General features: G+C 61.3%; 22 protein-coding genes. 11 read left to right on the top strand and 11 right to left on the bottom strand.

Annotated features, from left to right (window positions below; all coding sequences use genetic code 11):
• Nucleotides 1-40: 40 nt before the first annotated feature.
• Both grpE and hrcA read right to left on the bottom strand, forming a co-directional pair.
• Nucleotides 41-682, bottom strand: coding sequence for a nucleotide exchange factor GrpE (gene grpE / locus ACZ9IU_RS02445; protein WP_038539107.1), 642 nt, complete (start codon nt 680-682; stop codon nt 41-43).
• A 118-nt stretch (nt 683-800) separates the two neighbouring features.
• On the bottom strand, nt 801-1,880 hold the full coding sequence (gene hrcA, locus ACZ9IU_RS02440) for a heat-inducible transcriptional repressor HrcA (RefSeq protein ID WP_038539103.1): 1,080 nt from the start codon (nt 1,878-1,880) through the stop codon (nt 801-803).
• Between the two features lie 176 nt (nt 1,881-2,056).
• Between hrcA and rph the strand changes: the two genes are divergently transcribed.
• From rph to hemW, 4 genes are read left to right on the top strand one after another with little or no spacing between them, the layout of a single operon-like run.
• Nucleotides 2,057-2,773: a ribonuclease PH gene (rph, locus tag ACZ9IU_RS02435; RefSeq protein ID WP_038539100.1), complete on the top strand. Its 717-nt coding sequence runs from the start codon at nt 2,057-2,059 to the stop codon at nt 2,771-2,773.
• A gap of 18 nt (nt 2,774-2,791) precedes the next feature.
• Nucleotides 2,792-3,199, top strand: coding sequence for a VOC family protein (locus tag ACZ9IU_RS02430; protein WP_038539097.1), 408 nt, complete (start codon nt 2,792-2,794; stop codon nt 3,197-3,199).
• Between the two features lie 8 nt (nt 3,200-3,207).
• Entirely contained in the window at nt 3,208-3,852 is a 645-nt protein-coding gene (gene rdgB / locus ACZ9IU_RS02425) for an RdgB/HAM1 family non-canonical purine NTP pyrophosphatase (protein WP_038539094.1), read from the top strand.
• 6 nt (nt 3,853-3,858) lie between these two features.
• Nucleotides 3,859-5,052, top strand: coding sequence for a radical SAM family heme chaperone HemW (gene hemW / locus ACZ9IU_RS02420; RefSeq protein ID WP_162182324.1), 1,194 nt, complete (start codon nt 3,859-3,861; stop codon nt 5,050-5,052).
• A gap of 10 nt (nt 5,053-5,062) precedes the next feature.
• Here the strand turns inward: hemW and ACZ9IU_RS02415 are convergent, their stop codons facing one another.
• The 6 genes from ACZ9IU_RS02415 to mutM form a co-directional block, all read right to left on the bottom strand.
• The gene (locus ACZ9IU_RS02415; protein ID WP_038539087.1) at nt 5,063-5,656 is read right to left on the bottom strand and encodes a class I SAM-dependent methyltransferase; all 594 of its coding nucleotides are present in this window, start codon (nt 5,654-5,656) and stop codon (nt 5,063-5,065) included.
• 9 nt (nt 5,657-5,665) lie between these two features.
• Nucleotides 5,666-6,250 (bottom strand): LysE family translocator, encoded by a 585-nt coding sequence (locus ACZ9IU_RS02410; protein WP_244447463.1) that lies wholly within the window; start codon nt 6,248-6,250, stop codon nt 5,666-5,668.
• Nucleotides 6,251-6,288: 38 nt separating this feature from the next.
• Nucleotides 6,289-7,854 (bottom strand): chromosomal replication initiator protein DnaA, encoded by a 1,566-nt coding sequence (gene dnaA, locus ACZ9IU_RS02405; protein WP_038539080.1) that lies wholly within the window; start codon nt 7,852-7,854, stop codon nt 6,289-6,291.
• A gap of 860 nt (nt 7,855-8,714) precedes the next feature.
• Nucleotides 8,715-8,981: a 30S ribosomal protein S20 gene (gene rpsT / locus ACZ9IU_RS02400; RefSeq protein WP_038548594.1), complete on the bottom strand. Its 267-nt coding sequence runs from the start codon at nt 8,979-8,981 to the stop codon at nt 8,715-8,717.
• A gap of 191 nt (nt 8,982-9,172) precedes the next feature.
• Nucleotides 9,173-9,946: an enoyl-CoA hydratase gene (locus tag ACZ9IU_RS02395; RefSeq protein ID WP_038548591.1), complete on the bottom strand. Its 774-nt coding sequence runs from the start codon at nt 9,944-9,946 to the stop codon at nt 9,173-9,175.
• A gap of 39 nt (nt 9,947-9,985) precedes the next feature.
• Nucleotides 9,986-10,864: a bifunctional DNA-formamidopyrimidine glycosylase/DNA-(apurinic or apyrimidinic site) lyase gene (gene mutM, locus ACZ9IU_RS02390; RefSeq protein WP_038548588.1), complete on the bottom strand. Its 879-nt coding sequence runs from the start codon at nt 10,862-10,864 to the stop codon at nt 9,986-9,988.
• 151 nt (nt 10,865-11,015) lie between these two features.
• On the opposite strand from mutM, the gene ubiE reads away from it, so the two are divergent.
• The 4 genes from ubiE to ACZ9IU_RS02370 all read left to right on the top strand — a co-directional run bounded on the left by ubiE (nt 11,016) and on the right by ACZ9IU_RS02370 (nt 15,608).
• A complete protein-coding gene (ubiE, locus tag ACZ9IU_RS02385; RefSeq protein WP_038548585.1) occupies nt 11,016-11,792 on the top strand; it encodes a bifunctional demethylmenaquinone methyltransferase/2-methoxy-6-polyprenyl-1,4-benzoquinol methylase UbiE in 777 nt (258 codons plus the stop codon).
• A gap of 4 nt (nt 11,793-11,796) precedes the next feature.
• Complete coding sequence (gene ubiB / locus ACZ9IU_RS02380; RefSeq protein WP_038548582.1) at nt 11,797-13,359, top strand: 2-polyprenylphenol 6-hydroxylase; 1,563 nt, start codon at nt 11,797-11,799, stop codon at nt 13,357-13,359.
• A 148-nt stretch (nt 13,360-13,507) separates the two neighbouring features.
• Entirely contained in the window at nt 13,508-14,845 is a 1,338-nt protein-coding gene (locus ACZ9IU_RS02375) for a hypothetical protein (protein ID WP_038548579.1), read from the top strand.
• Complete coding sequence (locus tag ACZ9IU_RS02370; RefSeq protein ID WP_038548576.1) at nt 14,832-15,608, top strand: COG3904 family protein; 777 nt, start codon at nt 14,832-14,834, stop codon at nt 15,606-15,608. Before ACZ9IU_RS02375 ends, ACZ9IU_RS02370 begins: the two co-directional genes overlap by 14 nt.
• Nucleotides 15,609-15,635: 27 nt before the next feature.
• Here ACZ9IU_RS02370 and ACZ9IU_RS02365 read toward each other — a convergent pair whose 3' ends face one another.
• Both ACZ9IU_RS02365 and ACZ9IU_RS02360 read right to left on the bottom strand, forming a co-directional pair.
• Nucleotides 15,636-16,196, bottom strand: a complete 561-nt coding sequence (locus ACZ9IU_RS02365; protein ID WP_038548573.1) for a glyoxalase superfamily protein — start codon at nt 16,194-16,196, stop codon at nt 15,636-15,638.
• Between the two features lie 222 nt (nt 16,197-16,418).
• The gene (locus ACZ9IU_RS02360) at nt 16,419-16,778 is read right to left on the bottom strand and encodes a hypothetical protein (RefSeq protein WP_038548570.1); all 360 of its coding nucleotides are present in this window, start codon (nt 16,776-16,778) and stop codon (nt 16,419-16,421) included.
• A 128-nt stretch (nt 16,779-16,906) separates the two neighbouring features.
• Between ACZ9IU_RS02360 and coaBC the strand changes: the two genes are divergently transcribed.
• Entirely contained in the window at nt 16,907-18,112 is a 1,206-nt protein-coding gene (coaBC, locus tag ACZ9IU_RS02355; protein ID WP_038548567.1) for a bifunctional phosphopantothenoylcysteine decarboxylase/phosphopantothenate--cysteine ligase CoaBC, read from the top strand.
• A 3-nt stretch (nt 18,113-18,115) separates the two neighbouring features.
• Here the strand turns inward: coaBC and ACZ9IU_RS02350 are convergent, their stop codons facing one another.
• Nucleotides 18,116-18,910 carry a class II glutamine amidotransferase gene (locus ACZ9IU_RS02350; RefSeq protein WP_038548565.1) on the bottom strand — a complete coding sequence of 265 codons (795 nt, stop codon included), beginning with the start codon at nt 18,908-18,910 and terminating at the stop codon, nt 18,116-18,118.
• Between the two features lie 194 nt (nt 18,911-19,104).
• On the opposite strand from ACZ9IU_RS02350, the gene otsB reads away from it, so the two are divergent.
• Nucleotides 19,105-19,920, top strand: a complete 816-nt coding sequence (otsB, locus tag ACZ9IU_RS02345; protein ID WP_038548561.1) for a trehalose-phosphatase — start codon at nt 19,105-19,107, stop codon at nt 19,918-19,920.
• 17 nt (nt 19,921-19,937) lie between these two features.
• Nucleotides 19,938-21,314, top strand: a complete 1,377-nt coding sequence (gene otsA, locus ACZ9IU_RS02340) for an alpha,alpha-trehalose-phosphate synthase (UDP-forming) (RefSeq protein WP_038548558.1) — start codon at nt 19,938-19,940, stop codon at nt 21,312-21,314.
• Nucleotides 21,315-21,330 lie beyond the last annotated feature (16 nt).

The raw sequence follows: 21,330 nt of genomic DNA, 5'->3' as shown, positions 1-21,330 counted from the left end.
TGAAATGAGAAGCAGGCTTATCGCCTGCTCCTCAAAGACTTCAGGCGCTTTTCTCACCAGCGGCTTCTGCAGAGGCTTCCGCCTTCGGTCCACCTTTTGCGACACCGACCATAGCGGGCCGCAGCACGCGTTCACCGATCGTGAAACCGGCCTGGACGACCTGGACGACGGTATTGTTCGGGACAGCAGGGTTCGGGATTTCGAACATAGCCTGGTGGAAGTTCGGGTCGAACTTCTGGCCTTCAGGATCGATCTTCTTCACGCCGTGGCGCTCCAGAGCGGACAGCATCGAGCGTTCAGTCATCTCGACGCCCTCCAGGAGCGTGGTCAGCGAGGCATCTGCCGTGGCGCGCATTTCGGTCGGCACGGCGTCCAGCGCCCGGCGCAGGTTGTCCGAAACGGCGAGCATGTCGCGTGCAAAGCCGGCCGCCGCATAGGACTTAGCGTCCTTGATTTCGCGTTCGGTGCGGCGGCGCAGGTTATCCATCTCAGCGGCAAGCCGTAGGAAACGGTCGCGCAACTCGTTGTTTTCGGCCTTCAGCAATTCCAGCGGATCAGGTTCGGCGGCAGGCGCCTCGGCATTCTTCTGGTTGGCCGCGTCCTCAAGAGCAGATGCTACGGCTTCCGCGGCGTTCTCCGCGGCAGTTGCGTCAGGTCCGTTCTTGTTGGTTTCGTCGGTCATGACGGTCTCCGGTTATTCTTGACTTCGATTTACGGGCTTGGATTTGTGCCCGATATCGAGGTTTAAGGTGGAAAAATCAAGGCTTGCTGGGAAACTTGGGCCGGTCCGGCCGCAAAATTCAGCGCGACAGCCTGGCAAGCAGCTGCGCGGTGTAATCCACCATTGGCACGATGCGGGAATAATTGAGCCGCGTCGGCCCGATGACACCGACGGCACCGACGATGCGGTCCTCGCCGTCGCGATAAGGCGCCACGATGAGCGACGAGCCGGAAAGCGAAAACAGCTTGTTCTCCGAGCCTATGAAGATCCGGACGCCCGGCCCCTTTTCGGCGAGATCAAGAATCTCGATCAGACTGTCCTTCTTTTCGAGATCATCGAAAAGCAGCCGCAAACGATCGAGATCGGCAACATCCGCCAGGCCTTCGAGCAGATTGGCCCGGCCGCGGACGATCAGTTGGGTCGGCTTTCCTTCCTCGCTGTCGCCGGACCAGACCGCCAGACCGCGCTCGACCAGTTCCTGCGAGAGCGCATAAAGCTCGCCCTGGACCTGGTCCTTGAGGGTCTTCAACTGGCCACGCAGTTCCGGCAGGGTCTGGCCGCTCAGGTGGGCATTGAGGAAATTCGCCGCCTCGGTCAGCTGCGACGAGGTCACGCCGGCGGGCAATTCGATGATGCGGTTTTCGACCTGGTTGTGATCGCCGACCAGCACGGCGAGCGCCTTGGTCGGCTCCAGGCGGATGAACTCGACATGCTTGAGAACCGGATCGCTCTTGGTGGTGATGACAATGCCGGCGCCGCGCGAGACGCCTGAGAGCATACGGCTTGCCTCCGCCATCAGGCTTTCCATCGGCTGATCTCGGTCGGCCGGGCGGATCTGCCGGTCGATATTGGCACGTTCCTCGGCCGACAGGTCCCCGACCTGCATGAAGGCGTCAACGAAAAACCGGAGCCCCGACTGGGTCGGCAGGCGCCCGGCGCTGATATGCGGGGAATAGATGAGGCCGAGCTCCTCGAGATCGCTCATCACATTGCGCACCGAAGCCGGCGACAAGGAGATGGGCAGCAGCCGTGAAAGATTGCGGGAACCGAGTGGCTCACCGTTTTCCAGGTAGCTTTCCACGATGCGGCGGAAAATTTCGCGCGAACGGTCATCGAGCACAGAGCCGCTGTCCCTACCCGTCGATGCCGAAAATCCCATCTAGACCTTCACCGTTCCGTTGATCATTCGACAAAATATAGTCATTCGACGCGCCTTCTCCAAAGGGAAAATTGCGCCAGTCACGATCATTCGCTTGCACACTCATCAGGGCTTTTTCTTTGCAAAAGCTCGGCCGGGGCCGTAGAAGGCGGAAACAGAAATCCAGGGAGTGAAGCATGCGGCCTTCAGGCAGACAGTTGAACCAGATGCGCAAGGTCTCGTTCGAGCGCAATTTCTCCAAGCACGCGGAAGGTTCCTGCCTCGTGAAGTTCGGCGACACGCATGTGCTGTGCACCGCGAGTCTTGAAGAAAAGACGCCGCCGTGGCTGCGCAACAGCGGCAAGGGCTGGGTGACGGCCGAATACGGAATGCTGCCGCGCGCCACCGGCGACCGCATGAAGCGCGAAGCCGCTAGCGGAAAGCAGGGCGGCCGCACCCAGGAAATCCAGCGCCTGATCGGTCGGTCCTTGCGCGCCGTCATCGATCTCGAAGCACTCGGCGAAAAGCAGATCACCATCGACTGCGACGTCATCCAGGCGGATGGCGGCACGCGCACCGCCTCGATCACCGGTGGCTGGATTGCGCTCTACGACTGCCTGAAGTGGATGGAAGCCCGCTCGATGACCAAGGTCGACAAGGTGCTGAAGGACCATGTCGCGGCGATCTCCTGCGGCATCTTTGCCGGCCAGCCGGTAATCGACCTCGACTATATCGAGGATTCGGCTGCCGAGACGGACGCCAATTTCGTCATGACCGGTTCCGGCGGCATCGTCGAGGTGCAGGGTACGGCGGAAGGCAAGCCCTTCAGCCAGGAAGAGTTCCTGAAGCTGCTGGCGCTCGCTCAGGACGGCACCCAGGAACTGGTGGCGATGCAGAAGCAGGCGATTGCCTGAACCTGAAAGAGGTGCGGTTTGATTGAAGGCATTCTCGAAACCGCGCTCTACGCCGATGATCTCGATGCCGCCGAGGCGTTCTACGGCGGCATTCTCGGCCTTGAGAAGGTGCTGCGCGCCGGCACCAGACATGTGTTCTTCCGTTGTGGGCCGGGGATCCTGCTGATCTTCAATCCGGCTGAGACGATCAAGCCACCGCCCGCCGATGCGCTGCCCGTACCGCCACATGGCGCGACGGGACCGGGACATGTCTGCTTTCGCATGACGGGCGACGCGATTGACTTGATCAAGGAAAAGCTCAACAAGGCAGGGATTGCCATCGAAAGCGATTTCCGCTGGCCGAACGGTGCCCGCTCAATCTATTTCCGCGATCCGGCCGGCAACAGCCTGGAATGCGCAGAGCCCAGGCTCTGGAATATCGAATAGGAATTATCATGCGCAAGCTCGATACCAAGACGATCGTGGTCGCCAGCCACAATGCCGGAAAGATCCGCGAAATCGCCGAACTGATCGGCCCCTTCGGTTTCTCGGCCAAATCCGCCGCCGAATTGCAATTCGACGAGCCGGACGAGACGGGCACGACATTCGAGGAAAATGCCGCGATCAAGGCACTCGCCTCCGCCAGGGCCTCCGGCCTGCCGTCACTGTCTGACGATTCCGGTATCGTCATCGACGCGCTCGATGGCGCGCCGGGTGTCTATACCGCCAACTGGGCGGAGCGTGAGGATGGCAGCCGCGATTTTCAGATGGCGATGGAAAAGGTCGAGAAGGCGCTCGGGGAACGCGGCGCGACCAAGCCGGAACAGCGCGGTTGCCGCTTTGTCAGCGTTCTCTGTCTCGCATGGCCTGACGGACACACGGAAATGTTCCGGGGCGAAGTGGAAGGCACCGTAGTGTGGCCGCCGCGCGGCACCCAGGGTTTTGGTTATGACCCGGTCTTCCAACCGGAAGGCTATGATATTACCTTCGGTGAAATGAGTAGTGATCAGAAACACGGCTGGAAACCTGGCGAACCGGAAGCGCTTTCGCATCGCGCCCGCGCCTTCAAGCGTTTCGTCGAAACCTGCCTGGAGGCTTGAGGCATTTTGAACTCGGCCGCTCCTCTTCTGCGCGACACCCTTCTGCCCGATACCGGCGAGCCGGGTTTTGGCGTCTATGTGCATTGGCCATTCTGTGCGGCCAAGTGCCCCTATTGCGACTTCAACAGCCACGTACGCCATCAGCCCGTGGACCAGCCGCGTTTCACCGCCGCCTTCCTGAAGGAGATGGAAGTGATGCGGCGGATGAGCGGGCCGAAAACCGTCACCAGTATTTTCCTCGGCGGCGGCACGCCGTCTCTGATGGACCCCGCCACGGTCTCGGCGATCCTCGACGGCATTGCCAGGAATTGGCATGTGCCCGACGGCATCGAGATCACCATGGAGGCCAACCCTTCGAGCGTCGAGGCGACACGCTTCCGCGGCTATCGGGCCGCTGGCGTCAACCGCGTCTCGCTCGGCGTCCAGGCACTCAACGATCCGGACCTCAAATTCCTCGGTCGGCTGCATGACGTTGCCGATGCGCTGAAGGCCATCAAACTGGCGCGGGAGATCTTTCCGCGCATGTCCTTCGATCTCATCTATGCCCGGCCGAAACAGACGGTCGAGGCCTGGGAAGCGGAGCTGAAGGAAGCGGTTTCCTACGCGGTCGACCATTTGTCGCTCTACCAGCTCACCATCGAGGAAGGCACGCCCTTCTATGGCCTGCACAAGGCCGGCAAGCTGATCGTGCCGGATGACGACCAGTCGGCAGCCCTCTACGAAGCGACCCAGCAGATTACCGAGGGGTTCGGCATGCCGGCCTACGAGGTTTCCAACCACGCCCGCCCCGGTGCCGAAAGCCGCCATAACCTAACCTATTGGCGCTACGGCGACTATGCAGGCATCGGACCCGGCGCCCACGGTCGGCTGATGCGTGGCAGAAACAAGATCGCGACCTCCACCGAACGTCGTCCGGAAACCTGGCTGGAACAGGTGGAACGCGTCGGCCACGGGATGCTGGACGAAGAAATCCTCGGCTTCGAAGAACAGGCCGACGAATTGCTGCTGATGGGCCTGCGCCTGCGGGAAGGCGTCGATCTCGCCCGCTGGCAGCAGCTTTCCGGCCGGGACCCCGACCCGATCCGCGAGGAAAGGTTGCTGGAATATGGCTTCATCGAGCGGATCGGCAACTCGCGGCTGCGCTGTACACCGTCCGGAATGCTGATCCTTGACGCTGTCGTGGCCGATCTCGCCTGCTGAAAACCCGCGCTTAAGCTTTTACCGCCAGAACATGCAGCCAATCGGTGGGCTTCTTGTCGTAGCCGCTGCCCTGTACCTCATCGATATCGATAGAGGTCCAGGCGAAAGCCTCATAAGCCGCCCTTAGCCAGGCCTTGGACGGGTAATTATAATAACGCCCGAGGCCGTCATGTCCCTCGGCTTTGCCAGCCTTGAAACTCGCGTAGAAGACGCCGCCTGGGCGCAAGGCCTCGTGGATGCGGCCGAGGATGCCGCCGAGTTCAGCCCGTGGTGCATGCAGCAGGCAGGCATTGGCCCAGACGCCATCGAAAGCCGAGACCGCGTCGATATCCCCGAAACGCAGTACATCGACCGGCCTGCCCAGATGTTTGGAAGCTTCCTGCGCCATCTCCGGCGTGCCATCCGTGGGCGTGACGTCGAAACCCCGCGCGATCATGACTTCGCTATCCCGCCCGCTGCCGCAGCCGAGTTCGAGGATGGCAGCGCCAGGCACAAGTTTCGACAGGAAGCTATTGAGGCGGCGTGTGCTCGGGACGGAGTTTTCCGCATAAGCCACCGCGTTTTCGCCGTAGAAGCTCGCCGTCGAATCCTTTTCCATGGCCATTCGTGATCCTCAGCGCTGCGACATCAGCAGCTTGGTGCCAAAGCCGACAAAAACCATGCCGACGCCCAGATCGATCTTCTTCTTCGCCTTCAGATAGGCTGCGGCCACTGTTCGGTGGGTGATCAGCGCGACGAGGAAGGAATAATAGATGGTCGAAACGGTGACCATGACCGCGATCGCCGCCAAGCCATAGAGGAAGGGCGTTCCAACCGGCATGGTCGCGGCAAAAAGGCTGGCAACGAACAGCGCCGATTTCGGGTTGGCAAGATTGGTCACCAGACCCATGCGATAGGCGGTCTTGAGCGGCACGTCGATACGCGCCGCCGCTATATCAGCCGACTGGCGCGACTTTCGCGCATCCAGGAATATCTTCAATCCGAGCCAGACAAGATAAAGTCCGCCGACGATCTTCAACGCCACATAGGCGAAAGGTGCCGCCTGAAAGAGGACATTGATCCCCAGCCACCCGGCGAGACCCCAGCAGAACGTGCCCGTAATGGTCCCCATTGCCGCGAGAATCGGCACGCGACGCGGCGCGGTCAGCGCATAACGCATGACCAGAAGCGTGTTGGGCCCTGGCGTTATGCACGCCACGGCCCAGATCATTGCAACAGAAAGCAGAAACATGGATTTTAAGCGTTGTTCTCGTTGATCAGCCGTTTCAGCAGTTCTACCTCGTGGCTGAGCTTCGTGTCACCCGAAATCAGCTCCTCGATCTTGCGGACGGCATGCAGGACGGTCGTGTGGTCCCTGCCGCCGAAACGACGCCCGATCTCCGGGAAGGAGCGCGGCGTCAGCGTCTTCGACAGATACATGGCGATCTGGCGCGGCTTGACGATGACGCGGGTGCGGCGGTTCGAGACCAGTTCCTGGCGCGACACATTATAATGGCGGGCGACGATGCGCTGGATGTCCTCGATGCGGACGCGCTTGGCCTCGCCGGCACCCACCAAATGGGCGAGCAGTTCATCGACACGCTCGATCGAAAGGGAGGGCTCGAAGGAACGGCGGAACAGGAGCTGATTGAACGCGCCTTCCAGTTCGCGACCGCTGGCGGTGACATTTCTCGCCACGTGGCTGAGGATTTCCGCCGGGATATCCAGCGACGGATCGTCCTGGCGGGCAGTCGCCAGGCGGCCCTTGATCATTTCGAGACGCATCTCGTAATCCGGCGCTTCGACTTCGATCGCCACACCGCCCTGCAGACGTGAACGAACGCGCGGATCGAGCGATTCCAGCTCCCAGGGCGCACGGTCGGCGGCAACCACCACCTGCTTGGCGCTGTCGAGCAGCATGTTCAGGAGATGGCAGAACTCGTTCTGGATCATCTTGCCCTGCAGGAACTGCATGTCGTCGATGATCAGCAGATCGATATTGCGCAGCGAGTCCTTCAGCGTCAGTGCATCATTGTCGCGGATCGCGGTCGCAAAGCGCCACATGAAATATTCCGCCGTCAGGTAGACGACCCGCGGCATGCGCTCGCTGCCGACCGCCGCATTGGCGATCGCCTGCAGAAGATGCGTCTTGCCAAGGCCGACGCCGGAATGAATGAACAGCGGATTGAAACGGACCGCGCTGGCGCCAGCTTCGGCGATCGTCTTGGCGGCAGCAAGCGCTACCCGGTTCGACGGACCTTCCACGAACGTATCAAAGGTAAAGCGGCTATCGAGCGGTGAGCCGAACAGCGGGCCCGGAACGTGGCCCGAGCGGGCAGGAGAAGCCGACGGCGACGGGAAAGCGGCAATCTTGCCGATCTCGCGGGGAGCCTGAGAGCGCGGGAAGGAGGTCGCGACGACGGGCTCCGGCGCAAGAGTGCGCTCTTCACCTGCCACAAGTACCTTGGTGTTGCGGCTTGCGCTGCGCACCAAGATTTCCACCTTCAGGATCTCCGCGTCTTCCGCCTGGAATATGGTGGTGATCTGATCGAGGTAGCGATTGTTGATCCAGGATTTCAGAAAAGTGGTCGGAACCGTGAGCCGAACAACGCTCTTCGAAACGGAATGCAGCTTCAGGCGTCCGAACCAGCTCGCATAAACATCCTGGCCGACCTGTGCCTTCAAACGCGTGCTAAACCGCTCAAAAAGAGCATTATGCTTCATCTCCGTCGTTTCCCCTGCCGCCTGGGAGCAACTTGAATCAAATCCTTGCCGTGCGTGGTCCCCATTACCTGCACGGGCCGATATAGTATTCATATGCATAATTCGCCGCCTTCCAAATCTAGTAGCCTGGCGGTTCTCGTTAACGCCGCCAGAACAAACATCGTTTCAAGGCATAGCAAAACCATTCCCAATCATTGAGAACCGTCGCCGCCCGTCCCCTTTTTTTCAAAACTCTCTCTCGTCCTCGCAGCCGATCAAAAGTCCCGCCCAGCCCGCCTCGTGAACGGTCTGCGCTTGCAGGAGCCACCCCACATATACGAACGCTCTCATCCTCATCATGAGCCGTCCGAACTCTTCCACCTCCTTGGTCCGGATACAGGACCCGGATTCGCATTGACAAAGACCGACCGCTTCCGGAAATGCCAATTTCCGGACCACAACCGATGGTTATCAGGAAAACGGGAGAATTTATCCCCGTTGCAAAGGGCAAAAGTCTGCTTCCCGTCCTTCACTTTGACGGTTATCGGCAGCCTCTGAAGTAATCCCCGCGCCCCTTGCTGAAGGGCATTTAGGCAGGATCAAATGCCAAGATCAATGATGAATTTTACGCAAAATTAAGAGCCGGGCGTTGACTCCGCGAGCGTGATTTGAATGTCACAGAGGCATTCATGGAGAATCGCTGTTGAATCAATGGGATTCAAAAAGGACATACATTCTGAACGATTGTTCACAGAAAAAATAAAAATGTTCTTGACTCGATCCGAGGGCATTTGATGGCCCCCAAAGTCACCTACAGACTCATAGACCTCCAGTAAGCATTTGATATTTAAGTCTATTTTCTGTCACGCCGATGACACGAAATTGTTAATGAGCCGGATAAATATAAGGAGGCCTGAGAGAATCACAAAAAGCCCAGTCAGAACGACCAGGCTTCATTATGATACAGTTTGTGAAATTAATTAGGCCGAAAGGGCCTTCACACGTGCAGCAAGACGGGACACCTTGCGGGATGCCGTATTGCTGTGAAGCACGCCCTTGGTGGCGGCGCGCTGGATTTCCGGCTGGGCAGCCTTGAGGGCTTCGGCAGCAACGGCCACATCGCCGGAAGCGATGGCTTCCTCGACTTTACGGATGAAGCCGCGAACGCGCGAGCGGCGGGACTTGTTGACTGCTGTACGGCGAGCGATCTTGCGGGTCGCTTTTTTCGCCGAAGTTGTATTGGCCATTTCATGCCTCTCTACGAATTCGAACCAAACTCCGCCGTTGCCGCGCCGGTCCTTGCGACCATCAATCCAGCAATTCGGGAGCAATAGAGGAAGCCATGATCAGGCTTTCCCAACTGTGGGCGGGCATATAACCGGAATACCCGCCCCAGTCAACGCGCATTTTGGTGGATGACCATCCGCTGTTGCACGATTTATCGGTTGGAGAACTGCGGCTTGCGCTTTTCCACGAAGGCCACCATGCCTTCCTTCTGGTCGGCGGTCGCAAACAAGGAATGGAAAAGCCGCCGTTCGAAACGCAGCCCTTCGGCAAGCGTGCCTTCGAAGGAACGGTTGACGGCCTCCTTTGCCATCAGCACCGCGGCCCGCGGGAAGGAGGCGATCTTTGCGGCCGCCTCGACTGCCTCGTCGATCAACCGCTCCGGCGAAACGATGCGCGACACGAGCCCTGCCCGCTCCGCTTCCGCCACGTCCATCATCCGGCCGGTCATCACCATGTCCATCGCCTTCGCCTTGCCGACCGCTCGGGTCAGTCGCTGCGAACCGCCCATGCCGGGAATGACGCCGAGCGTGATCTCCGGCTGGCCGAACTTCGCGGTTTCCGAGGCGATGATGAAATCACACATCATGGCGAGCTCACAACCACCGCCGAGCGCAAAACCGGAGACGGCGGCAATCATCGGCTTGCGGGTCGCGGCAACCGCCTCCCAGCCGGAGATGAAGTCGTTCACATACGCTTCGACGAAATCGATGCCCTGCATTTCCTTGATATCGGCGCCGGCGGCAAAGGCCTTTTCCGAGCCGGTGAGCACAATTGCGCCGATCGCCTCGTCCTTGCCGAATGCGCAAAGCGCCTCCGTCAATTCGGCCATGACGGTCGAATTCAGAGCGTTCAGCGCCTTCGGGCGATTGAGGGTGATGAGCGCGACAGCGCCCCGGGTTTCGGTCAGCAGGGTTTCATAGCTCATCGAATGTCTCCTCTTCTGCTCTATTTCTCTGGGCAGCGGTTATTTTTGGCAGGCCGGGCAATAGAATGTGGAGCGGCCCGCCTGGGTGATGCGCGCGACGGTACCGCCGCAGCCCGGCGTGCGGCAAGCGCCGCCTTCCCGGTCGTAGACGGAGAAGGAGTGCTGGAAATAACCGAGAGAACCATCCGTCTGGATATGGTCCCGCAGCGACGAACCTCCGGCGGCGATCGCATCGGCGATGACGTCGCGGATCGACTGGTTGAGGAGGACCAGCTCCTTGTTCGGCCTGCCGGTCTTGGTAACGACACTGCCGGCCGCGCGTTTCGGCGACAGATGCGCGCGCCACAGCGCCTCGCAGACATAGATATTGCCGAGGCCGGCGATCACCGTCTGGTCGAGGAGCGCGCCCTTGAGCGGCTGGCTCTTGCCTGCCAACCTTGTCGCCAGATAGTCCGCATCTAGCGCATTGCCGGTCGGCTCCGGCCCGAGCTCGGCAAAGGCCGGATAAAGATCGAGCTCGCTGCGCTTCCACAGCTGCATGAAGCCGAAGCGGCGCGGGTCATTATAGATGACGCGCAGCAGGCCTTCATTCTGTCTCAGATGGAAGACGACATGATCGTGTTTCTGATCTTTCGAACGCTGATGGTGGAACTCGGCGAGCGCATCGTTCTCGATCCGAAACGATCCCGACATGCCGAGATGGCTGATCACGGTGAGATCGTCCTCCAGGTCGATCAGCAGGTATTTGGCGCGCCTGCCGAGCGAGACAATGCGGCGTTCGTTGACGGCATTGGCGAAATTCTCCGGAAGCGGAAAGCGCAGGTCCGGACGGTTGAGTTCCAGCCTGGCGATCACCGCACCTTCCATTGCCGGGGCGAGACCGCGCCGGACGGTTTCCACCTCTGGCAATTCGGGCATGATCGACTAACTTCCTGTTTCAACGACATCGCGCCTGGTCTATAGACCGGACCGGATGTCGCACCCATGTAATGACACGCGCCACAGATAGCGTGGGATGAGCGATTTCGCTATGGTCGCCGACCAGAAGAGAGACGTTAGGAGTTCACCGATGACTGAAGCTCGTACCAGCGCCGACGGCGGGATGGAAACGTCCTATGGCTTCCGCAAGGTCGCCGACGGCGAGAAGCAGGGTCTCGTCAACGACGTCTTCCATAAGGTCGCCAAACGCTACGACGTGATGAACGACGTGATGTCGGCCGGCATGCACCGTGTCTGGAAGGATGCGCTGATCGCCTCGCTCAATCCGAGAAAGGACGTCGGCTATAAAACCCTGGACGTGGCAGGCGGCACGGGCGATATCGCTTTCCGCATCGTGGAGGCTTCCGACCGCAAGGCGCATGTGACCGTGCTCGACATCAACGGCTCGATGCTGGCTGTCGGGGCCGAGCGCGCTGAGAAGAAACGTCTTTCCGAAAACCTCGCCTTCGTCGAGGCCAACGCTGAGTCCCTGCCCTTCGAGGCTAACTCCTTCGACGCCTACACGATCGCCTTCGGCATCCGCAACGTGCCGCATATCGACGTGGCGCTGAAGGAGGCCTATCGCGTGCTGAAGCGCGGCGGACGGCTGCTGGTGCTGGAATTTTCAGAAGTCGAGATGCCGCTTCTCGAGCGCTTCTACGAGGAATGGTCGTTCAAGGCGATCCCGCGCTTCGGAAAGATGATTACCGGCGATGCCGAACCCTATCAATATCTGGTGGAATCGATCCGGAAATTTCCGAACCAGGAGAATTTCGCCGCGATGATCCGCAATGCGGGGTTTTCGCGCGTCACCTACACCAATTATACCGGCGGCATCGCGGCGCTGCATTCCGGCTGGAAACTCTGAACGCATGAGCACGATCGGCGCTTATTTCCGGCTTGCCCGCGTCGGCTGGGTTCTGGTGCGCGAGGGCGTGGTATCGGCACTGCCGACCCAGGACATGCCGCCCTCCGTCGGCCTCATCAAGGCTCTGGTGGAGCCCTTGGCGCGGTTCCGCTCCAAAACGCAGGCGCGCAGCGAGCGGCTGACCCGCGCCGTCGACCGGCTGGGGCCTTCCTATGTCAAGATCGGCCAGTTCCTGGCGACCCGTCCGGATGTCGTCGGTGTCGACTGGGCCGTCGATCTCGCCATGCTGCAGGACCGGATGGCCTTCTTCCCGACCGCGATTGCGAAGGCGGCGGTCGAGGCATCGCTCGGCCGAACGATCGGCGATCTCTATTCTTCCTTCGACGAGCCGATCGCCGCGGCCTCGATCGCCCAGGTCCATCCCGGCGTCGTCAATGACAGGAAAGTGGCCATCAAGGTGGTGCGCCCGGGCGTGCGCCAGCGCTTCGCCCATGACATCGAAAGCATGTATCTCCTGGCGCGTATGCAGGAACGCTTCATGCGCTCCAGCCGGCGCTTAAGGCCCATCGAGGTGACGCGGACGCTCGAACAGACCACCAAGGTGGAAATGGACCTGCGTCTGGAGGCCGCGGCGCTTTCGGAGATTGCCGAGAATACCAAGGAGGATCCCGGGTTCCGAGTGCCGTTGGTCGACTGGGAACGCACCGGCCGCGACGTTATCACCATGGAATGGATCGACGGCGTCAAGATGTCGGATGTTGCGGCTCTTCGCGCCGCCGGCCACAATCTCGAAAAGCTCGCCGAGGTGCTGATCCAGTCCTTCCTGCGCCACACGCTGCGGGACGGCTTTTTCCATGCGGACATGCATCCCGGCAATCTGTTCGTCGACACCGCCGGCACGGTCGTCGCCGTCGACATGGGCATTGTCGGGCGATTGGGCAAAAAAGAGCGTCGCTTCCTCGCCGAAATCCTCTACGGCTTCATCACCCGCGACTATCTGCGCGTCGCGGAAGTGCATTTCGAAGCGGGCTATGTACCCGCCCATCACGACGTGGCGAGCTTCGCCCAGGCGATCCGCGCAATCGGCGAACCGATCCACGGCCAGCCGGCCGAAACGATCTCGATGGCGCGGCTCCTGGCGCTGCTCTTCGAAGTGACCGACCTGTTCGAGATGCAGACCCGTACCGAACTGATCCTGCTGCAGAAGACCATGGTGGTGGTCGAAGGCGTGTCGCGCATGCTCGATCCGCGCTTTAACATGTGGAAGGCTTCAGAACCGGTCGTCGGCCAATGGATCCGCGACAATCTCGGGCCGAAACGCATCGTCTCGGACCTGCGCGACGGGGTGAAAGCCGCCGTCAAGCTCGCCGAAGCCCTGCCGGAGATCGCCGCCAAGACGGAGACGCTACACCAGGAACTCGTCTATATGAGCGAGCACGGCCTGCGCTTCGATCCTGAGACCACAGAGGCCATCGGCAAGTCGGAGGCGCGACACAATCGTTCGGGACGCGTCGCGCTGTGGATCATCGCGCTGTCGCTGCTTTATATTGCCTTCACGCTCAGCTGAGCTTTGCCGGGCCACGTAGTGATGCAAAAACCCTGCTCCACAAGGGTTTTTGCCATAGTGCAACTCCAAAGCGGCCTTTATTCCGCCGAGTTCTCATCCTCTGTTAAGGAATACATTCCTTTTGGAATTCGCCTTTCGGAGACAGTTCATGGCGCTAGGCGCAACTCAACGCTTGCATGACGGCGTCGCGGCCGTCGAGACGATGACCCGTTTCGCGCTTGCCGTCCTGGCGCTCGCTTCCGGAGTCTACACCTATCTCGGGGCACGCAGCATTCTCGACGGGTCGCCGACGGCCGTGTTCTTTGCAGCGGTCATCTACTCCGCCTCGGTCTCGGTCGGCATCTATGCCTTCTGGTCCTATATGGCCCGGTTCTACCCGCATGTGACGAGCCGTGGCGGCCGCACCGCCATGCTCGGCGTCATGGCGGTGGGTGCTGCGATGATCCTTGCCATGTCGAGTTGGCTGAACGCGGCGGCGCTTGCCGGCTCCGCAGCCGTGGAACAGCATCTTTCCGAGACGGTCGAGGACTATACCGCGGATCTCGACCGCGCCCACCAGAATGCGCTCGCGGCGCAAAACCTGTTGCCGGATATCCAGCGCGCGTCCGAACGTTTCGCCCAGCTTGCGGGCGTCGAGCGCCAGTCTGGTTCGCTCACCGGCACGACCGGATCGGGAAGCGTCGTACAGCTCCTCAGCCAGATGTCGGCGCAGATGAAGTCGCTGTCAGTCAGCATCAACGCCTCGCGCGAGCAGGTGGACGGCCTCTTCGCCCAAGGGCAGAAACGGCTTGAGACTATGCGTTCGCTGGTTTCCGCCCCGGGCACGATCGAGCCGCGTGCCGACCAGTTTTCGACCGAAGCCGTGGCACTGACCGGCGTCATTACCTCGCTCGCCCAGACCTCGATCGCACCATCGATCCGCCGCGCGGCTGACGACCTGTCGCTCGGCTTCATTGCGCCGGTCCCGGATGGCGGCGCTGCCGATCTCGTCAACCGGCAAAACCAGGTGATGGACACCGTCCGCACCTCGGTCACCGCGCAATCCAAGGCGCTTGCCAAGGCTGCCGACGAAATCCTCGCCCGGCCGCCCGTGCAGGAGCGTCGTTTCGTGCCGCTCTCCTCCGCCGAAGCCGTGCTGAGTTATGCGCAGGACTTCATTCCCGCCTGGGCCGGCGCTATTTCCATCGACCTGCTGCCTGGTGTGATGGTGTTCATCCTGGCCGTCGTGCATGGCGCTATCCGCCGCCAGGAAGAAAACCTACCCTTCGCGGAACGGATCACGGCGGCCGAACTTCTCAGGGCGCTGGAGGTGCAGCGCGCCGTTACCGCCAGCGGCGTCACCATCGAACAGGCCGTTTCCAAAGCAGACGCGAAGAGCGAAACACCAACGGCAAATCCGGAATCGTCGCCGGAGACCGAGCCGAACAACATCACCGCCATCGACCTCAAGTCGCGCAGTCGGGACCGGACGCATGAGGATCGGTGAGGCGATCAGCAAACTCGACGAAGGCGTGCTGATGCGCGCCGCCTTCTATATCCTGCTCTCGGCCGCCGCGGTTTTCCTCGTCGTCGATATTCGCGACATGACGATGATGAACGCCGCCTTGCCCGGCTTCGATCCGATGCACGAAGACCAGCCCGTACTGCCACCTGCCTTGACCGAAGGCGTGCCCGCCGCACCGCCGGTGCAGCCGGCCAGCCCCAAGGAAGTGCTGAGAAAGCCGATCACCTTCGAGCTCATCACAGGCGGCGTGCTGCTCGCCGAAGGGACGATCGACCGGGGCGCCGCCGCCCGCTTCTCCAAGGAGATCGAGACCCGCGGGGAATATGTGAAGACGGTGACGCTCAACTCCCCCGGCGGCTCGGTGGACGATGCCCTCGCCATGTCGAAGCTGATCCGCGACAGGAAGCTCGACACGAAGGTCGCTTCGAAAGCGCTCTGCGCCTCTTCCTGCCCGATCGTATTTGCCGGCGGCGTCGGGCGTTTGGCGGAGAAGGATGCGGTGATCGGCGTGCACCAGGTGTTCAATGGAAGCAAAGACCGACCGTCGGCGGAACAGGCGATGTCCGCCGCGCAGGCGACCACCGCGCGGGTCGCACGGCATCTCGACCAGATGGGAATTGGCGCGGGCCTTTGGATCCATGCGCTCGAAACGCCGCCGGACCGGCTCTATTATCTGACACCGAAGGAAATGACGGATTTCAAGCTGACGACCGAGCCGCTCGCGACGGCGAGGAAGAAGATCTAGCGTCCCGTTGAGCCTTGAGGGGCCAGGTCAGGCTTGGGGCTTGATCTCCCGCTCGCAGAAGGTGATGCGGTTGCTGAACGGGTCGGTGACCGTCACTTCCAGGCCCCAATCCGCCTGTTCGAGCCCTGGCTTCATGTACTGATAGTTCCTGCCGATCAGTTCCTGCTGAAAGGCGCGCACACCCGTCATCGGCACGAAGACCCTGGCTCCCGGTGACGCGTCGCCCGCATGTTCGGAGAGGTGCATCAGCATGCCGCTTCGCGAGATCTGGCAATAAAGCGGGAAGTTTTCGCCGAAGCGATGCTCCCAGTCCACGGTAAAGCCTAAGAAATCGCGGTAGAATTCCATCGCCTTGTCGACGGAGAATATCCGGAAGATCGGGATCGCCGGCTGGATCGACACCGCATCCGGCTTCCTCTGCTGCGGCTCTGACGCGTCGATCTTTGCAGCAAGGATATTCCAGTTGTCGTAGCCGAACTGCGTCGCAACCAGTTCCAGGGCCTGGCTATGCGTCAGCTCGACCTTACGTTCGGCAAGCGCCTCGCGCAGGCTTTTCGCCATCAGTTTTGCATCGCGGAAATCGCGCATCTCATCATCCTTTCAACGGACGAACGAAAGCCTTTTGGGCTCATCAATCAGCGCCCGCATTGCTGATCCGTTCGTCATCGCTGGCCGGATTGGCAAAGGATGAGAGGCGGTGGATGCGTTCACCTTAGCGCTTGAGGCGCCGCGGGCGGCTGGCCGCATCCGGCCGCAAACAGGAGTAGTGCAGTCCAGAATCTAGCGCAAGATGTCCAAACCGCCTTCGCGTCAGTGCGTGACCGGTTCCGGGAAAATCCGGCCCTCCTTCGCCTTTGCGCTTGCCTTGAAGAGAGAGCGCGTCGGGCTGGTGACGACGTCGATCGCTGCTGCCGTTGCGCTCTCGATCGCCTCTCCTGCAACGCTTGCGGCAAGGGCGCGTCTGCGGCCGCTTATCTTGCCGGGCTTGCGGACATCGGCCCGCTCGTCGGTCAGGACGGCGGCGGCGGCATTGGCGCCGGCGACGAGGGCTCTCGCCAGCATCTGCCGACCGGTGCGGCTTGCCAGCATGTTGCGCAGCAGTGACGACTTGCGCACGGATTTCGGCACCTTGAACCCCGCGACCTTCTTCGGAACGATCTTCTTTTTCATGACGGCTCTCCTTTGCCGTTGAACTCCCATCGGCTGCAACTGTTCCGTGACGCCGTCAAATGGGGAAGGCAATTGCAACTTGGCGACCGAAAGCTTAGCTTCCGGCCATTCTGGTATCGGGTAACGGCATGGAACTCTCCGGCAAGCGTATTCTTCTGATCATCTCCGGCGGCATCGCGGCCTATAAAAGCCTCGATCTCATCCGCCGGCTTCGCGAGCGGGGCGCATCGGTTCGTCCGATCATGACCAAGGCGGCCCAGGAATTCATCACATCGCTCGCGGTCGGCGCGTTATCCGCCAGCCACGTCTATATCGATCTGTTTTCCCGCGAGGACGAGCAGGATGTCGGCCATATCAGGCTCGCCCGCGACAACGATCTTGTGATCGTCGCACCCGCCAGCGCCGACCTGATGGCCAAGATGGCGCATGGCCTGGCCGACGATCTGGCGAGCGCCGTGCTGCTTGCCACCGACCGCCCGGTCCTGGTCGCACCCGCCATGAACCCGAAGATGTGGGCAGCGCCCGCGACCAGGCGCAATGTTGAAACGCTGACGGCAGATGGTATCCATTTCATAGGCCCTATGGCCGGTGAGATGGCCGAAAGCAACGAGAGCGGCACCGGCCGCATGGCCGAGCCGCTGGAAATCGTCGCGGCAGCGGTCAAACTGCTGGACGGCGCACCGAAACCGCTGACCGGCAAAAAGGCGATCGTCACATCCGGCCCGACGCACGAGCCGATCGACCCGGTGCGTTATATCGCCAACCGCTCCTCCGGCCGCCAGGGCCATGCGATCGCCGCGGCACTCGCAAAGCTCGGCGCAGATGTGACGCTCGTCTCCGGACCGGTCACCATACCTGATCCTGTCGGCGTCAAGACCGTACATGTGGAACGCGCCGAGGAGATGCTGGAGGCGGTGATGTCGCGCCTGCCAGCCGATATCGCGGTCATGGTCGCGGCCGTTGCCGACTGGCGCGTCGCCTCGTCGGCCGGCCAGAAGATCAAGAAGCAGCCGGGCGAGGCCCCGCCTCCCCTGTTGCTGACCGAAAACCCGGACATCCTGAAGACCGTGGGTCATCACGAAAAGCGGCCGAAGCTGGTGGTCGGCTTTGCCGCAGAGACCCAGGATGTCGAGAAGAACGGCCGCTCCAAGCTGGAGCGCAAGGGCGCCGACCTGATCGTTGCCAACGACGTGTCGCCGGAAACCGGCATCATGGGCGGCACCCGCAACCGGGTGAAGATCATCAGCGCCAAGGGTGTCGATGAATGGCCCGAGTTTGACAAGGACGAGGTGGCGGAGCGTCTCGCTACGCTGATCGCCTCGAAGCTCGGGTAGATCTCAAGCCGCTTCCGAGAGCGCCTTCGGCCGGAAGAGCGTGGCCTGCAGGCCATCGGCACCAACCACGACGGCGCTGCCGTCCGGGATTTCCACCCAGGTATCGACTTCATCGTTGAGCGGCTCGGAAACAAGGCAATAACCCGTCTTGCCGCCCATCGGTGCCGCGTAGAGCGTCGGCGGTTTATGGTCGGTAGCGTAACGCACCGCATAAAGTTCGCGGCCGTTGGAATAGGCGGCGGTGAAGCGCACCAACGCCTCGCCCGATTTTTCCAGAGACAGGTCCTCGACCGTGGCGATCGCCTTTTCCATGGCCTGGAACGGATCGGTATCCAGGCCAAATTGCAGGGCGAGCAGGAAGAGAAGCTCGGAATCGGTCGTGCCGTTACGGGCTTCGAACAGCGCGTCCGAAAGCATGCCCTCCATATGCCGGCGGATGCGCTCGAAGCCGGAGATCTGGCCATTGTGCATGAACGACCAGTGGCCCTGGACGAAAGGGTGGCAATTGTCGCGCCGCGTCGCGCCATTGGTTGCCGCCCGCACATGGGCGAGGAAGAGCGGCGAACGGATCTGCCGCGCCAGGCTCTTCAGATTGCAATCGGACCAGGCAGGCAGGATGTCGCGGTAACGGCCCGGTTCCGGCCGGTCTCCATACCAGGCAATTCCGAAACCATCACCATTCGTCGCGGTCTTGGCGCGGGTGGCGCAATGAGACTGCTCGATCAGGGAATGCGCCGGTGAGGATACGAGTTCTTCGAGATAAAGAGGTTCGCCGCGATAGGCTGCCCAACGACACATGAGTATTTCTGCTCCGACGTTGCCGCCCGTCCGCGGCCTGAAAATCCAGGAATTTCAGGGTCTCTACAAAGGCTTAATGAAACATGAATTCAATGGTTACATGCCAGCTTCTTGCTAAAGAATGTATCACTTTTTGCGACAGAGCGTGATCTTTCGAGGTTGCCGCCGGAGTTTGGCGGCCTAGATAGAGGCTCATGTCGCGTAAAGAACAGCCGAGCCCAGCTACTGCAGAAGCGCCCCTTCCGGGGGATCCCGTTCTCGCCAGGCTGATGCTCGAACCGGAGCGATGGGCGCTGTTTCTCGATATCGACGGCACGCTGATTGAGCTTGCCGAGACCCCGGACGCGATCGTCGTGCCGCCGGATCTGCCCGAGAACCTGCATCGTCTTTCCATGAGGCTCGGCGGCGCGCTGGCGCTGGTCACAGGCCGGGCTCTTCCCTATGCCGACCAGCTTTTCACCCCGTATAAATTCCCGATCGCTGGCCTGCACGGCTCCGAGCGCCGCGATCCCTCCGGGGCGATCAGCCGTGTCGAGATCGGTGCCGCGTTCGAGGATCTGAAGGCGGCTCTTGTCCGCGAAGCCCATCAGTGGCCGGGCGTTCTGGTGGAGGACAAGGGGGCGGCCGTCGCCGCCCATTATCGCCAGGCGCCGAAGCAACGCGAGGCGGTCGAGGCGGCCATGCCCCGCTACCTCGATATGGCAGGACCCGACTTCACGCTCCAGCACGGCAAGATGGTGATGGAGATCAGGCCGGCCCAGGCGAGCAAGGGCCACGCATTGCAGGCCTTTCTCGATCAACCGCCCTTCAAGGGCCGCAAGCCGATCGCGATCGGCGACGACGTGACCGACGAGGCGATGTTCCGCACCGCCAACCAACTCGGCGGCCATTCCATCCGCATCACCGAGACGCCGGGTGACACGGAAGCCAAATCCACCCTCCCCTCGGCCGCTGCCTTGCGCGCGGCAATCAAAGCGCTCGCGAGTGGCGTCAAGCCCGACGCCGCGTGAGCTGAAAGGACAATATCTTGAGCCGACTTGTCGTCGTTTCGAACCGTGTCTCCCTGCCGCAGAAGAGCGGCGATGCTCCAGCCGGCGGGCTGGCTGTCGCGCTGCAGGCCGCTCTGGAGGAGCACGGCGGCATCTGGATGGGATGGTCCGGCAAATCCAGCGGCGCGAAGGAGCCGGCGCCGCTCGACATGCAGCAGCACGGCAACATCACCTATGCGCTCACCGATCTCACCAAGACGGATGTCGAGGAATATTACCACGGGTTTGCCAACCGGGTGCTCTGGCCGATCTGTCATTACCGGATGGATCTTGCGGAATATGGACGAAAGGAGATGGCCGGGTATTTCCGCGTCAACCGCTTCATCGCCCATAAATTGGCACCGCTCATAGAGGGCGACGACGTCATCTGGGTGCACGACTATCACCTGATCCCGCTGGCTGCGGAATTGCGCCAGATGGGCCTCAAGAACAAGATCGGCTTCTTCCTGCACATTCCCTGGCCGCCGGCGGACGTGCTCTTCACCATGCCTGTCCACGAGGAGATCATGAAGGGGCTGTCGTATTACGATCTTGTCGGATTCCAGACAGACCATGACCTTGCCAATTTCGTCGGCGGGCTCGTGCGAGAGGGCATCGGTGACGCACTCGAGGGCGGGAAACTGACCTCCTATGGGCGCACCTTCAAGGGCGGCTACTACCCGATCAGCATCGAGACGGCGATGTTTGCGGAATATGCGAAGAAGGCCGCGAGCAACGTCATCGTGCGCAAGGCCAAGCAGAGCATCGAAGGGCGGGACCTGATCATCGGCGTCGACCGGCTGGATTATTCGAAGGGCATCACCCAGCGGATCGATGCCTTCGAACACTTCGTCAAATCCAACCCCGCCCATCACAACCGCGTCACCTACCTGCAGATCACCCCGAAATCCCGCTCCGAAGTGCCGGAATACGAACAGATGCAGCGGATGGTGGCCGAGCAGGCGGGGCGCGTGAACGGTGCGATCGGCACGGTCGACTGGGTACCGATCCGCTATATCAACCGCTCGATCGGCAGGCCTGTTCTGGCAGGCCTTTATCGGCTCGCCAAAATCGGGCTCGTCACGCCGCTACGCGACGGCATGAACCTGGTCGCCAAGGAATATGTCGCGGCACAGGATCCGGAAAATCCAGGCGTCCTGGTGCTGTCGCGTTTTGCGGGTGCTGCGCGGGAACTGCGCGGGGCGCTGCTGGTCAATCCCTATGACATCGAAGGCACGGCAAACGCGATCGCGCGCGGCATCAACATGCCGATCGAGGAGCGCAAGGAGCGCTGGGGCCGCATGATGGAACATCTTCTCAAACACGACGTGACGCGCTGGTGCGACGATTTCCTCAAGGATCTCACGGCGGCGTAAGCCCCTCAAAACCCTG

This window comes from Mesorhizobium sp. USDA 4132, from assembly GCF_056279545.1.
The sequence above is the reverse complement of the archived record's forward strand: the minus strand, read 5'-3'. Positions and strand labels throughout refer to the sequence as shown.

Bases quoted from the DNA above. Each gene is read 5' to 3' on its own strand.
- grpE (WP_038539107.1), bottom strand. From the start codon at position 682: ATGACCGACGAAACCAACAAGAACGGACCTGACGCAACTGCCGCGGAG.
- hrcA (WP_038539103.1), bottom strand. From the start codon at position 1,880: ATGGGATTTTCGGCATCGACGGGTAGGGACAGCGGCTCTGTGCTCGAT.
- rph (WP_038539100.1), top strand. From the start codon at position 2,057: ATGCGGCCTTCAGGCAGACAGTTGAACCAGATGCGCAAGGTCTCGTTC.
- rdgB (WP_038539094.1), top strand. From the start codon at position 3,208: ATGCGCAAGCTCGATACCAAGACGATCGTGGTCGCCAGCCACAATGCC.
- ACZ9IU_RS02415 (WP_038539087.1), bottom strand. From the start codon at position 5,656: ATGGCCATGGAAAAGGATTCGACGGCGAGCTTCTACGGCGAAAACGCG.
- dnaA (WP_038539080.1), bottom strand. From the start codon at position 7,854: ATGCATATGAATACTATATCGGCCCGTGCAGGTAATGGGGACCACGCA.
- rpsT (WP_038548594.1), bottom strand. From the start codon at position 8,981: ATGGCCAATACAACTTCGGCGAAAAAAGCGACCCGCAAGATCGCTCGC.
- ACZ9IU_RS02395 (WP_038548591.1), bottom strand. From the start codon at position 9,946: ATGAGCTATGAAACCCTGCTGACCGAAACCCGGGGCGCTGTCGCGCTC.
- mutM (WP_038548588.1), bottom strand. From the start codon at position 10,864: ATGCCCGAATTGCCAGAGGTGGAAACCGTCCGGCGCGGTCTCGCCCCG.
- ubiE (WP_038548585.1), top strand. From the start codon at position 11,016: ATGACTGAAGCTCGTACCAGCGCCGACGGCGGGATGGAAACGTCCTAT.
- ubiB (WP_038548582.1), top strand. From the start codon at position 11,797: ATGAGCACGATCGGCGCTTATTTCCGGCTTGCCCGCGTCGGCTGGGTT.
- ACZ9IU_RS02375 (WP_038548579.1), top strand. From the start codon at position 13,508: ATGGCGCTAGGCGCAACTCAACGCTTGCATGACGGCGTCGCGGCCGTC.
- ACZ9IU_RS02370 (WP_038548576.1), top strand. From the start codon at position 14,832: ATGAGGATCGGTGAGGCGATCAGCAAACTCGACGAAGGCGTGCTGATG.
- ACZ9IU_RS02365 (WP_038548573.1), bottom strand. From the start codon at position 16,196: ATGCGCGATTTCCGCGATGCAAAACTGATGGCGAAAAGCCTGCGCGAG.
- ACZ9IU_RS02360 (WP_038548570.1), bottom strand. From the start codon at position 16,778: ATGAAAAAGAAGATCGTTCCGAAGAAGGTCGCGGGGTTCAAGGTGCCG.
- coaBC (WP_038548567.1), top strand. From the start codon at position 16,907: ATGGAACTCTCCGGCAAGCGTATTCTTCTGATCATCTCCGGCGGCATC.
- ACZ9IU_RS02350 (WP_038548565.1), bottom strand. From the start codon at position 18,910: ATGTGTCGTTGGGCAGCCTATCGCGGCGAACCTCTTTATCTCGAAGAA.
- otsB (WP_038548561.1), top strand. From the start codon at position 19,105: ATGTCGCGTAAAGAACAGCCGAGCCCAGCTACTGCAGAAGCGCCCCTT.